The organism is Methylophilus sp. 14 (assembly GCF_015354345.1).
GTDB lineage: Bacteria > Pseudomonadota > Gammaproteobacteria > Burkholderiales > Methylophilaceae > Methylophilus.
Window position 1 is genome coordinate 86,497 of sequence record NZ_JADKYS010000001.1, and the last position, 12,204, is coordinate 98,700.

Sequence of the window (12,204 nt, forward strand, 5' to 3'; positions counted from 1 at the left end):
GCGCAATATCGACCAATCTAGCATGGGTTTAAAGTTCTTATCAAGGTGAAAAAGCGGGCGTTTTACCCTGTTTTTCCCGCAAACTATTTGAATGGAAAGATTTGTAGAGCATGGCACTACTTCCAATTTTGCAATATCCTGACCCGCGCTTGCACACGGTGGCCAAGCCGGTGCAGGTGTTTGACGACGCATTGCAGCAGCTGGTGAGTGATATGGCCGAGACCATGTACGATGCGCCTGGCATCGGGTTGGCCGCGACGCAAATAGATCGCCACATTCAGTTAATTGTGATTGACCTGAGCAAAGAGAAAGATGATTTACTGGTGCTGATTAACCCGAAAATCATTGCGCAGTCTGGTAGCCAGGACTACGAAGAAGGGTGTTTATCTGTGCCCGGCATTTATGAAAATGTCACCCGTGCCGAATTTATCACCGTTGAAGCGCAGGATGCGACCGGTAAAACATTCAGGCTGGATGCCGATGGTTTGCTCAGTGTCTGTATCCAGCACGAGATGGATCACCTCAAGGGCAAGGTATTTGTTGAATACCTGTCAACGCTCAAACGTAACCGCATTCGCAGCAAGATGGTCAAGCACGCGCGCGAAATCGAACGCAATAGTTACTAAGTACGGGGAATCAGCATGCGAATTATTTATGCCGGAACCCCGGAGTTTGCCGTGCCTGCTTTGCAGGGCTTGATCGATGCCGGTCATGAGATTGTGATGGTATTAACACAACCAGACCGCCCCGCTGGTCGTGGCATGCAGTTGAAAGCCAGCCCGGTGAAACAGCTGGCCCTGCAACATGGCTTGCGCGTGTTCCAGCCCGAGAGTCTCAAGCCTGAAGACGTGCAGGCAGAGGTTGCTGCGGTGAATGCCGATGTCATGATCGTGGCGGCTTATGGCCTGATTATCCCGACTGCGGTACTGAATATCCCCAAGTGTGGCTGTTACAACATTCATGGCTCATTGCTGCCGCGCTGGCGCGGTGCGGCACCCATTCATAGAGCGATTTTGGCTGGCGATGCCGAAACCGGCGTCACCATTATGGAGGTGGTGCCCAAGCTGGATGCCGGTAATATGGTCAGCAAATGGGCGGTCGCCATTACCGAGGCAGATACAACACAAAGCCTGCATGATGCCATCAGCCGCGAAGGTGCGCGCTTGATGGTTGAGTCTATGCACACACTGCAAAGCACCGGTGAGCTCCCTTCTGAAATACAGGATGAATCCCTGGTGACGTATGCGCACAAACTGGAAAAATCCGAATCTGCCATAGACTGGACCCTCTCTGCACAGCAATTGTCACGCCAGGTGCGTGCGTTTAATCCTTTTCCGGTGGCGACTGCCAAATTTAAAGAGCAGGTGTGTAAAGTGTGGTTCGCACAGTCTGCAACAGGCAAAGGCCAGCCCGGGGCGGTGGTGGAAACACAGCCTTTGCGCGTGGCTTGCGGCGATGGCGTGCTGGAAATCCACGAGCTGCAAATGCCAGGTGGCAAGCGCCAGACTGCACAGCAGTTTGTGCAGGGGCAGCATGTGCAGGTGGGTGACCAGTTTTCTTGATTGCGGGTCATATCATGACCGAGAGCAGCCATTGAAAAATCGCTGTCATCACCGCATATTAGGATGGAAGTGTTAAGTGTATTCAAGGAGTAAGTATGTTAGGTAACTGGACCAAAACCTTTGTGCTGATGGCGGCGATTACGGCCCTGTTTGTGGCAGTCGGCGGGGCATTGGGTGGCCAGGGTGGCATGTTGATGGCTTTGTTGCTGGCGGGCGGCATGAACTTTTATGCCTACTGGTTTAGCGATCAGGCCGTGCTAAAAATGTATGGCGCGGTAGAAATCAATGCCGAGAACAATTTTGGTAATGGGCAGTTCCGCAACTATTACAACATGGTCAAAGAGCTTGCCGAGCGCGCCGAGTTGCCGATGCCGCGCGTGTTTGTGATGAACGAGAGTCAGCCGAATGCGTTTGCTACCGGCCGTAATCCGGAAAATGCTGCGGTAGCCGCGACGACCGGTATTATGCAGATTTTGAGTGAGCGCGAGTTGCGTGGTGTGATGGCGCATGAACTGGCGCACGTAAAAAACCGCGATACCTTGATTTCAACGATTTCAGCCACCGTAGCTGGTGCGATTTCATCGATTGCACAATTTGGCCTGATGTTTGGTGGCGGTCACCGCGACGGTGAAGACAGGCCTAACCCCATGATTGGTATCCTGATCATGGTGCTGGCGCCTTTGGCGGCATCCTTGATCCAGATGGCGATTTCACGTTCGCGTGAATATGAGGCCGACCGTATGGGCGCTGACATTAGTCGCGATCCGAAAGCCCTGGCCGCGGCTTTGGAAAAAATCCATAATTATGCGCACCAGATTCCTAACATGACTGCGGAGCAGCATCCTGAAACCGGGCAGATGATGATTATCAACCCATTATCTGGTGCGGATTTGAAAGGATTGTTTAGCACCCACCCGCAAACGGAAGAACGTATTCGCCGCTTGCTGGCGTTAGCCAATCAATATTAACTAGCGTGATGATTAAAAAAAGGCTTTCTGAGGAAAGCCTTTTTTATTGTGCGCGTTTTTCACTGCCTAATTGAGACGCATCAAGTAGAATAGCTTTTTTTGCCCAGAGATGATCGTTGCAAGTTGCCCAGCTCATTGCCGCACATGCGGTGGCCGAAGTATTGGCCGGACATAACCTGACTGTTTCCATGCCCAAGGCCTTGCGCAAGGTCAAAGCAGCCACGCCGCAACAACAGGCTGCTGCGCAGGATTACAGCTACCTGACGTTACGTTTTTATGCAGAAGCAGCGGCCTATCTGCAAGCGTTGACGCCTAAGCCAGTGACAGATGAACGTGTGCATGCTTTATTGCTGGTGGCATTGTCACAGCTGTTGCAGAGCACAGATGATGATTTCACTGTAGTCAACCAGGCGGTAGAAGCGGCCGGTAAAACCGGACAACGCTGGGCCAAAGGCCTGGTCAACGCCGTGCTGCGCAACTTTTTGCGTCAGCGTACGGATTTGCAGCCGCAGATCGCCCAGCGCGAAGAAGTGCAATTTAACTACCCGCAATGGTGGATAGATACCCTGAAGCAGCAATACCCGCAGGATTGGCAGGCGATTCTTCAAGTAGGTAATAGCCATCCGCCCATGACCTTGCGTGTCAATGTGCGCAAGACAGATGCAGCGACTTATCTGCAGTTGTTGCAGTCTGTGGGCATCGCCGCTCGCCATTTGGGTGGCACGGCCATACAGTTGCAACATCCTTTGCCGGTGAGCAAGCTGCCGTATTTTGAAGAGGGTTGGGTCAGCGTGCAGGATGCCGGTGCACAATGGGCTGCGCCCTTGCTTGATTTGCAGCCTGGCATGCGTGTGCTGGATGCCTGCAGTGCACCAGGTGGCAAGACTTGCCACGTGCTGGAAACCAGTGATGTGGAGTTGCTTTCGCTGGATGTAGAGGCTGAGCGTTTGCGGCGTGTACACGAAAACCTGCAGCGATTGGGGCTGCAAGCCAAGGTGATCACAGGGGATGCTGCCCAGTCAGACTGGTTTGATGGCCTGCTATTTGACCGTATTTTGGCCGACGTCCCTTGTAGTGCCTCGGGCATTGTGCGCCGCCATGTGGATATGAAGTGGTTGCGTAGACCTCAGGATCTGGCAACATTTGCCCGTACACAGCAGGAAATTTTATCGAATTTGTGGCAAATGCTGGCAAAAGGCGGTAAATTGCTCTACGTGACATGCTCGATATTCCAACAAGAAAACGAAATGCAAATTCAGCAATTTTTAACCACGCACGCTGATGCGACAAGGTTGCCGGTCGCTTTTGATGTGTCGATATTACCTTGTCAGCATCAGATAGGCGGGCAGTTGCTGCCTGCGGCTGCGCATGACGGATTGTTTTATGCACTTTTGCAAAAACATTAATCGCTGGTTATGGATAGGGCTGTTGTTGAGCCTGACCAGCTGGATGGTGTTTGCTGGCGGCAATCACGCGCATATCCGCAGTGCAGAGTTGGTGCTGCGGGATGAAATATGGACACTGGATGCTGACATTGATATCCAGTTCGGTCGCGCGCTGGAAGAGGCACTGAGTAAAGGTGTCGCGCTGACTTTTTTATATGAATTTCAAATTATTAAACCGCTCAAATACTGGTTTGATGATGAGGTAGTGACTGAGCGCCGCGCCGTGACCCTCAATTACCATGCACTCACCAAGCAATACTTGCTCAATTATCCGCAACAACAAAAAGTGTTTGATAGCCTGGGTGAAGCCAGGCGCGAATTGGGTGCTATTCACGACTGGCGGCTGGTGCCGCATGCCACGCTGGAAAAAAACCAGCCTTACCAGGCGGCACTCAAAATGCACCTGGATACCAGCAAGTTGCCCAAGGCCCTGCAACTGGATGCCCTCGGGGAAAGTGACTGGGAACTGGTCACGCCTACCTTTAGCTGGTGGGTGAAGGAAACCCAGCGCTAGCCTTATGCGTTATGTCCTGATTTTGTCTATTGCGCTGGCAGCAGCCCTGCTTTACCTGCTGTCGCTCGCCAGCGCCAATACTGCCATCAGTGGTGATTACTACCTGGTATTACTCTATATCAACGCTGGCCTGGCCTTGCTGTTGTTGGGCGTGATTGCTTACCAGCTGAGACATCTCTACCGCACCACCAAAGCCAAGCAGGTTGGCAGTAAACTCAACTTCAGGTTACTGGTCACCTTTGCGCTCATGGCGCTCATCCCCGGCATGATTGTTTACCTGGTATCGGTGAATTTCCTCTCGCGCTCGATTGAATCCTGGTTTAACGTCAAGGTAGAGTCTGCGCTGGATGGTGGCTTGAATTTGGGCCAGCGGGCGCTGGATATTATGCTGGGGGATGTGAAGGAGAAGGCGCAAAGCATGGCGGTGTCGCTGTCGCTGCAGCCTGCGCGATCTCATTACAGCCAAATCAACGATTTACGCGAAAAAGCAGGCATCCAGGATGCGGCCTTGCTCAGTGCGCAAGGCGCCATCCTCGCGGTGAGCAGCTCTGACCCCAGCAGTTTTTTGCCTGAGTTGCCGTCGGTGCCACAGTTGCGCCAGGCCAGGAGTGGTGTTTACGGCAAGATTGAGCCGATTCCTGGTAAGGGCCTGTATATGCGGGTGCTCACCCCTGTGGAGCCCCTGGGTATTACCGGTGAATTGCGCATTCTGCAATTGATGCAGCCGGTGCCGAAAGCGCTGTCGAATACGGCTGAGTCGGTGCAGGACGTCTATCGCGAGTATCAAACCCTGTCTTATAGCCGTCAGTCCTTGAAAGACATTTTCATGCTGACGCTGACCATGATTCTGTTGTTGTCTATGTTAGGCGCATTGACCATCGCGTTTGCGTTGAGCCGCCGCATGGCACAACCACTTACCGTGCTGGCAGAAGGTACGCGTCTGATTGCCAGTGGTGATTACTCACAGCAACTGCCTTCGTTTGGTAAAGATGAGCTCAGTGTGCTGGTGAAGTCGTTTAACAGTATGACGCGGCAGTTGCAGGAGGCGAAAAATGCCTCTGAGCAGAGCCGTCAGCATGTGGAGTCTGCGCGCGCTTACCTAGAGGCGATTCTGTCGCACTTGAGCTCAGGGGTAATGACCATTAATGAGCGCGCAGAATTGCGTGTGTATAACCTGGCGGCGACCAATATTCTGGGGATTTCGCTAGTCGGCTTTAAAAACAAGATTTTTACCGAGGTGGCTGCTGAGAACAGGTATCTCAGCCCGTTCACCGAGCTGGTGATGCAGCACTACGAAGATACCTTGCAGTTTGACCATCATGAGCGGCACCTGACTAGCCAGATTGAAATTGAGGGCGTGCATGGTACGCAGATACTGATGCTGCGCGTGACACGTTTGCCGGAAGGCGCAGGGCACGGCCTGGTGGTGGTGTTTGATGATGTGACCGCCATGGCGCAGGCGCAGCGTGATGCGGCCTGGGCGGAAGTGGCCAGGCGCTTGGCGCATGAAATCAAAAACCCGCTGACGCCGATACAGCTTTCGGCCGAACGCTTGCAACTTAAGTTGCAGGACAAACTGGATAGCAAAGATGCCGAGATGTTATTCAAGTCGACGGATACCATTGTGAACCAGGTGCAGGCTATGAAGAACATGGTCAACGAATTTAGTGAATACGCCAGAACCCCGGCCGTGCAGTTGGTAAAACTGGATTTAAATGCTTTAATTCGTGATGTCAGCCGCCTGTATAACGCGTCGGCCGTCAAACTGGTATTGTCCCTGCATGAGCAACTGCCAGAGATACATGCCGATGCGACCATGATGCGGCAGATTTTGCATAACCTGCTGCAAAATGCCCAGGATGCGCTGACGCAAGTGAGTGAGCCGCACATTGTTATCTTGACCGATTATGATGGCGAGCGTATAAAATTAACCGTGACCGATAACGGCAGTGGTTTCCCAACCGATGTGATGGCGAGGGTGTTTGAACCCTATGTCACCACCAAGTCTCACGGGACAGGGTTGGGGCTGGCCATTGTGAAAAAAATGATAGAAGAGCAGCGTGGACAGATTCGCATAGACAATCTGCCACAAGGGGGCGCCAGCGTCACCATCAGCTTGCCGGTAGATAAACAACAACAGCGTCGGCGCGTTGAGCGCATCGTGTAAGGAAGTACCATGGCTTCACGTAATATTTTGGTGGTCGATGACGAAATAGGCATCCGGGAGTTGTTGAGCGACATCTTGCGAGATGAAGGGCATATCGTACGCCTGGCGGAGAACGCACAGATTGCCAGGGACGAACGTCTCAAGCAGCGCCCGGACCTGGTTTTGCTGGATATCTGGATGCCGGATTGCGATGGCATCAGCCTGCTCAAAGAGTGGGCCAATGCCGGATTGCTCACCATGCCAGTGATCATGATGTCTGGTCATGGCACGATTGATACCGCCGTAGAGGCGACACGCCTCGGCGCATTCGACTTTCTCGAGAAGCCCATCGCGCTACAAAAGTTACTTAAAACTGTGGGTGCGGCGATTAAACACACTGAGCACCTCGCGCATACCGAAATCAACCTCTCCAGCTTTGGCAAAAGCGCAGTGATCCAGGAGCTGAAGCAGCGTTTGGAGCAGCTGGCCCGCCATAAAAATACCTTGTTCCTGATTGGCAAAAAAGGTGGCAGTGTGCCTTTATGCGCCAAATTCCTGCGTCCGCATAACACGCCCTGGGTGGCACTCACCGAGTATGAAAAACTCGTGACTGCACCGATGGAAATCCTGGAGCAGGCGCGCGAAGGTGTGGTGTTTGTGGATGAAGTCACCAAGCTGGGCAAGACCGAGCAAAAAGGCCTGAGTTTACTGATTAACAAGTCAGAAAAATATGGCGTACGCGTCATTTGTGCCAGTGAGCATGGCTTGCCGCAACTAATTGAAAAAGCCATGCTGGAGCAGTCTTTATTGCAAACGCTGGCGGGTGCTGCGGTGAAAGTACCGTGCCTTGATGAGCACAAGGAAGATATTCCTGACCTGGTGAGTGCGATGGCGACTTTGATGGTGGAAGCCAGCAAGATTGACTATAAGTCGTTTGATGTCGCGGCGCTGAACGCCTTGCGCAATGCCGACTGGCCGGGGGATCTGGATGAACTGGAGTCTGTGGTGCAAAACCTGCTGATGACCAGCCTGGCCGATGTGATTACGCAAGCGGATGTGCAGCGCGTGCTGGCCAACTTTCAGGGTCAGGCCACCGAGTCAGCTGAGCAGCATATGCCGCTTAATCTCGACCAGCCCTTGCGTGAAGCGCGCGATGAGTTTGAGCGTTTTTACTTTCAGTACCACATGCGCCTGGTCAAAAATAATATGAGCCGTTTGTCTGAGATTTCTGGTCTGGAGCGTACGCATTTGTACCGTAAGCTCAAGCAGTTGGGTATCAAGATCAAAGGATAACTTGAGATTGCTGTCAATAAAAAAGCCGGGATTGTCCCGGCTTTTTTATTGGTGATGATTGCTTATTTTTTTGCGGTTATCCAGGCTGCAAGCCGTGTCAGGATAAATGCTCAGCAGCCACATGCCACCGGCGATGCCCATATAAGCAAAGAACGCGTCCAGTGAAGCCTGGGCCAGGATCACGGCCATAAAAGCTGCCAGTACGCCCAATACACGTGCTGACAGGCGGGTTTTAAAGCCGATGATCAGTAACAGGCCAAAGACAAATTGAACCAGGATCAGCAAAGGGGCAAACACGGCTGGCAGTCCAAACTGGCCCAGGGTCATCTGATATTGCAGGTAACCATCAGGCGTATTCAAAATCGCCATCAGTTTTAAAATCACGACCCCAAAAAACACTAGCCCCAGTAAAATCCTGGCCGCTGCGGTTTGAAAACGACACATAGTTTTTCCTCAAATCCTGTTTTTAATAAAGGACGTATGATGCCTGCGGCTAACTACAATTGCAATACAGGTACAATTGCGATATTTGATCCGGAGGGGCGATGGCCGTACAACGTATTCAGCTCAGTATCCATCATCTGGATAGACATCATCCTTTATGGGCGGAGTGTCGCATGATCCGGCAGCGTGTCTTCATAGAAGAGCAACACGTGCCGGTGGATCTGGAATGGGATGCGGCAGATGAAACAGCCATTCATTTGCTGGCATGCCAGGATGATCAATCCCTGGCATGTGCCAGAGTGTTGCCGGACGGTCATATTGGCCGCATGGCGGTGCTCGCAGAGTGGCGTGGGCGCGGGGTTGGAGAGGCATTGTTATTGCAGGCCATACAGGTTTGCCAGCAGTTGGATGTCAGTCATGCGCGGTTATCGGCGCAAATGCATGCCGTCGGTTTTTACCAGCAAGTAGGCTTTGAGGTGTGCAGTGAACCGTACAGTGATGCCGATATATTACATATAGATATGCAACTTGAACTGGTATAATTGCGGTTTCCGTTTTTCTCCAACTTGCAGACATAAAAGGAATTCTCATGTCAAAAATCGTATTTAAAGCCGGTGAAGCAACCGTGTTTTCTGAAGGTAAAGATGTTACCGCCGCGATGCCGGAAATCTTGATCGGTTCTGTAGATGGCCCAGTGGGCGCTGCATTTGCCAATATGATGGCGCAGACCAAAGGTCACACAGCCATGTTTGCCGTACGTGATATCAACCAGATGGTACGCCCAGCGACTATGATGGTGCCAAAAGTGACATTGAAAGACTCACTGAACATTGAATTGTTCGGCGGCGTGGTGCAAGCCGGTGTGGCTGATGGCATTACTGATGCCGTGATCGAAGGCATTATTCCTAAAGAGCTGGTGAACGATCTGTGTATCGTGGCATTGCTGTGGGTTGACCCGGGCTGTGCTAAAGAAGCCAACCTGGACAAAGCTGACCTGTACAAAAACAACTACGAAGCGATCAAGCTGGCATTGAAACGTGCCTTGAACGACGAGCCTAGCATTGATGAACTGATTGCTAACCGTCACAAAATCAGACACTGTATGTGGGAAGATAGCTGGGATCAGAAGTAATCCTGCTGTTTCTGCCTAACCCCGCAATTGCGGGGTTTTTGTTATGTGGACTTAAAACATGAAGCATTTAATGAAACGCTATCTGGCGGTTGTGTATGAAGCGCTGTTGCTGCTGGCGTTGGCGCTGGCACTGACGGCGGCGTACATCATGATCATAGGCGATGCCAGTCATGGCTGGAAAAGACTGGGTTTGCAGGCCTTGCTGTGGCTGGTGATAGGCGCTTATTTTGTACGTTGCTGGGTGGTGACCGGGCAAACCCTGGCCAGCCAGACCTGGAAGTTAAAAGTGGTCGGTCAGCATGGAGAGTTACTCGACCGGCAACAAGCGATGATGCGTTATCTGTTTGCCAGCGTGCTGCTATTGCCCGCTGGGTTGACCTTGTGGTGGGCATTGCTGGATCGCGAGCAACAGTTTTTGCATGACCGCCTGTTAGGCTCGCGCATCATTGCCTTGCCAGTGTAGGCGTTGAGATTAGCGCCGCTCGACGTAGTAAAGCATGCCAAGTCCGGCTGCTAAAAAGAGTAGCGTCGGACTGATGGCGCTGACCAGTGGAGACCAGTCGTTGAGCACGCCCAGATGCACAAACACGCGGTTCATGATCTGGTAGACCACGCCCAGGAAAATCCCGGCAAAGATTTTGGCACTGATGCCACCCGCGCGTTGTTGTAAAAAGCCAAACGGCAGCGCCAGCATCACCATCACCAGGCAGGCCAGTGGATAGACCAGTTTGGACCACAGCGCGACTTGGTAACGGGTGCTTCTCTGGCCATTCTGGTGCAGATACTGGATAAAGCTGTACAGGTTCCAGGCGGACATTTTTTCCGGCAACACCAGCAGTACATTGAGTAACTCCGGCCGGATCAGCGACTCCCATTTGGTCTGCTTGAAAAATTGCGAGGTGACGGAGTTGTTCTGCGCCGATTTGCTGGTGTGCATTTTGGTTTGAGTCACATTGGACAATATCCAGTGGTCATCTTCAAAATAACCTTTGTCGGCATGGCTGATATTGCGCAAACGGAACTGCGCGTCAAAATCATAAATACGGATATCAACCAGGCTGCTATCCGGCATGACCATCGCGACATTGACAAAGCTGCTGCCATCCTTGATCCACAAGCCGGACTGGAAGTCCTGTGCGACCACTGAGTCTGTGGCCTGGATGCGAATGCGTTGCGCCATTTTTTCACTGATAGGCGCAATGATTTCACCGATCAAAAACGTCACCAGTGCGAATACCAAACCAATACTTAACAGCATTTTTGCGATGGTTTGCAGTGAAATGCCACTGGTGCGCATCACAATCAACTCAGAGCTTGAGGCCATGGCGCCTAATGTGTAGACGATGCCCAAGAGCACGGCCACGGGCGCGACCTCATAAATATGCCCAGGAACACTCAGGCCGACATAAATCAGCATGCTGTTGATGCCATAGTGTCCACGTCCCAGGCTGTCCAGTTCCTGCAGCAGGTCAAAGAAAGAAAACATGGCGAGCAGGCCCAGCAACACCAGCATGATGTTGAAGCTGATTTCTTTCCAGAAATAGCGGTTGAGGATAGTCAGCGTCATGTTTTTACACGCTTGCCCTGGCGTTTAAACCAGTCAGGAATGAGTGGTTTGAGATATTTCCGACGGTGATAGAGATACCAGCCGAGCAGGACGAAAATCAGGTGGACCGGCCAGAGGCCTACCAGAATCGATATTTTTCCCTGGGTGATCCAGGCCTGGAAGATACTCAGCATATTGTTGTAAATGATGAATATCAGGATGGCGAACATGATATTCAGCGACCGTCCGGCGCGCGGGTCAACAAAACTCAGCGGAATAGCGAGCAATACCATGACGATGGTCGAAATGGGAATGGCCAAGCGCCAGTGTAGTTCGGCGTGGTCGGCAGTCGTTGCGCCGCTGAGTAATGACTGGGTTGAACGGGTTTGTGCCGTGCTCGACGCCGGGGCGGCTTCCTTGATTTCCACCCGTATGTCGTAACGCTCAAACTCGGTGGTCATGACTTCCAGGGTGTTGGGCGTGATTTCATAGCGTCTGCCATGCTCCATACGCAAGAAATTGTCACCATTGTCTGCTTTATAGCGACTGCCACTGTTGGCCGTGATGATGCCCGTTTTGCCATTCTGCTTGGATTGCACGAAGATGTTTTTAACCACGTAGCCCAACTTGTCGAAGCTTTCAATAAAGTAAATCCGTTCGCCGTTGTTGGATTCTTTGAATGTGCCAGGACTGATGGAAGACAGTTCGTCGCGTTTTTTCAATTGTGCGCGGTAGTTATCTGCTTTTTCATTGGCCCAGGGCAGGATGATCAGGCTGAACACGCTGATGATCAGCACGATGGGCGCGATAAAGCGCATGATAGGCGATACCCATTGCCGCAAGCTGAGCCCGGCATTCATCCAGATCACCATTTCTGAGTCGCGATGCCAGCGGGTCAGGGTTAAAAGCACCGCCAGGAAAATGGCGAGCGACAGCATCATGGGCATGAACTGCACCAGGCTGAAGGTCAGGATAGTGCCAATGGCATCGTTGGGTAAAATGCCTTTAGATACTTGGCGCACGATGTTACCGGCGCGTTGCGCCACAACAATACCCAGGATAATCAGGAAAATGGCAGAGGCTGAGGACATCAGCTCTGCAGACAATGCACGTTTGAATATTTTCAATTTAAATGCACCGCTTTGAAATCAGCA

13 protein-coding genes are annotated in these 12,204 nt (G+C 52.0%); 10 read left to right on the forward strand and 3 right to left on the reverse strand.

What is annotated here, in order from left to right; genetic code table 11:
- Positions 1-110: 110 nt before the first annotated feature.
- The 7 genes from def to INP78_RS00490 all read left to right on the forward strand — a co-directional run bounded on the left by def (position 111) and on the right by INP78_RS00490 (position 7,928).
- Positions 111-626: a peptide deformylase gene (gene def, locus INP78_RS00460; RefSeq protein WP_194740294.1), complete on the forward strand. Its 516-nt coding sequence runs from the start codon at positions 111-113 to the stop codon at positions 624-626.
- Positions 627-641: 15 nt separating this feature from the next.
- Positions 642-1,562, forward strand: coding sequence for a methionyl-tRNA formyltransferase (fmt, locus tag INP78_RS00465; protein WP_194740295.1), 921 nt, complete (start codon positions 642-644; stop codon positions 1,560-1,562).
- A 95-nt stretch (positions 1,563-1,657) separates the two neighbouring features.
- Positions 1,658-2,530 (forward strand): zinc metalloprotease HtpX, encoded by an 873-nt coding sequence (gene htpX / locus INP78_RS00470; RefSeq protein WP_194740296.1) that lies wholly within the window; start codon positions 1,658-1,660, stop codon positions 2,528-2,530.
- A 116-nt stretch (positions 2,531-2,646) separates the two neighbouring features.
- The gene (gene rsmB / locus INP78_RS00475; RefSeq protein ID WP_194740297.1) at positions 2,647-3,936 is read left to right on the forward strand and encodes a 16S rRNA (cytosine(967)-C(5))-methyltransferase RsmB; all 1,290 of its coding nucleotides are present in this window, start codon (positions 2,647-2,649) and stop codon (positions 3,934-3,936) included.
- Positions 3,914-4,489 (forward strand): DUF4390 domain-containing protein, encoded by a 576-nt coding sequence (locus INP78_RS00480; RefSeq protein ID WP_194740298.1) that lies wholly within the window; start codon positions 3,914-3,916, stop codon positions 4,487-4,489. Before rsmB ends, INP78_RS00480 begins: the two co-directional genes overlap by 23 nt.
- 4 nt (positions 4,490-4,493) lie before the next feature.
- A complete protein-coding gene (locus tag INP78_RS00485; RefSeq protein ID WP_194740299.1) occupies positions 4,494-6,656 on the forward strand; it encodes an ATP-binding protein in 2,163 nt (720 codons plus the stop codon).
- A gap of 9 nt (positions 6,657-6,665) precedes the next feature.
- Positions 6,666-7,928 carry a sigma-54 dependent transcriptional regulator gene (locus tag INP78_RS00490; RefSeq protein ID WP_194740300.1) on the forward strand — a complete coding sequence of 421 codons (1,263 nt, stop codon included), beginning with the start codon at positions 6,666-6,668 and terminating at the stop codon, positions 7,926-7,928.
- 45 nt (positions 7,929-7,973) lie between these two features.
- On the opposite strand, the gene INP78_RS00495 is transcribed toward INP78_RS00490, so the two are convergent.
- Positions 7,974-8,372, reverse strand: coding sequence for a DoxX family protein (locus INP78_RS00495; RefSeq protein ID WP_194740301.1), 399 nt, complete (start codon positions 8,370-8,372; stop codon positions 7,974-7,976).
- Positions 8,373-8,473: 101 nt separating this feature from the next.
- Here INP78_RS00495 and INP78_RS00500 point away from each other — a divergent pair, with 101 nt between their 5' ends.
- Genes INP78_RS00500 through INP78_RS00510 form a run of 3 tightly spaced genes read left to right on the forward strand, consistent with a single transcriptional unit; the run spans position 8,474 to position 9,967 of the window.
- Positions 8,474-8,914, forward strand: coding sequence for a GNAT family N-acetyltransferase (locus tag INP78_RS00500; protein WP_194740302.1), 441 nt, complete (start codon positions 8,474-8,476; stop codon positions 8,912-8,914).
- A 47-nt stretch (positions 8,915-8,961) separates the two neighbouring features.
- On the forward strand, positions 8,962-9,504 hold the full coding sequence (gene fae / locus INP78_RS00505) for a formaldehyde-activating enzyme (RefSeq protein ID WP_194740303.1): 543 nt from the start codon (positions 8,962-8,964) through the stop codon (positions 9,502-9,504).
- 58 nt (positions 9,505-9,562) lie between these two features.
- Positions 9,563-9,967, forward strand: coding sequence for an RDD family protein (locus tag INP78_RS00510; RefSeq protein WP_194740304.1), 405 nt, complete (start codon positions 9,563-9,565; stop codon positions 9,965-9,967).
- 9 nt (positions 9,968-9,976) lie between these two features.
- On the opposite strand, the gene lptG is transcribed toward INP78_RS00510, so the two are convergent.
- A complete protein-coding gene (gene lptG, locus INP78_RS00515) occupies positions 9,977-11,071 on the reverse strand; it encodes an LPS export ABC transporter permease LptG (protein ID WP_194740305.1) in 1,095 nt (364 codons plus the stop codon).
- Complete coding sequence (gene lptF / locus INP78_RS00520; protein WP_194740306.1) at positions 11,068-12,177, reverse strand: LPS export ABC transporter permease LptF; 1,110 nt, start codon at positions 12,175-12,177, stop codon at positions 11,068-11,070. The genes lptG and lptF overlap by 4 nt, the downstream gene beginning before the upstream one ends.
- Positions 12,178-12,204 lie beyond the last annotated feature (27 nt).

Coding starts and splice junctions, on each gene's coding strand:
- INP78_RS00495 (WP_194740301.1), bottom strand. CDS start 8,372: ATGTGTCGTTTTCAAACCGCAGCGGCCAGGATTTTACTGGGGCTAGTG.
- htpX (WP_194740296.1), top strand. CDS start 1,658: ATGTTAGGTAACTGGACCAAAACCTTTGTGCTGATGGCGGCGATTACG.
- def (WP_194740294.1), top strand. CDS start 111: ATGGCACTACTTCCAATTTTGCAATATCCTGACCCGCGCTTGCACACG.
- INP78_RS00510 (WP_194740304.1), top strand. CDS start 9,563: ATGAAGCATTTAATGAAACGCTATCTGGCGGTTGTGTATGAAGCGCTG.
- INP78_RS00500 (WP_194740302.1), top strand. CDS start 8,474: ATGGCCGTACAACGTATTCAGCTCAGTATCCATCATCTGGATAGACAT.
- INP78_RS00480 (WP_194740298.1), top strand. CDS start 3,914: ATGCACTTTTGCAAAAACATTAATCGCTGGTTATGGATAGGGCTGTTG.
- INP78_RS00490 (WP_194740300.1), top strand. CDS start 6,666: ATGGCTTCACGTAATATTTTGGTGGTCGATGACGAAATAGGCATCCGG.
- fmt (WP_194740295.1), top strand. CDS start 642: ATGCGAATTATTTATGCCGGAACCCCGGAGTTTGCCGTGCCTGCTTTG.
- INP78_RS00485 (WP_194740299.1), top strand. CDS start 4,494: ATGCGTTATGTCCTGATTTTGTCTATTGCGCTGGCAGCAGCCCTGCTT.
- lptG (WP_194740305.1), bottom strand. CDS start 11,071: ATGACGCTGACTATCCTCAACCGCTATTTCTGGAAAGAAATCAGCTTC.
- fae (WP_194740303.1), top strand. CDS start 8,962: ATGTCAAAAATCGTATTTAAAGCCGGTGAAGCAACCGTGTTTTCTGAA.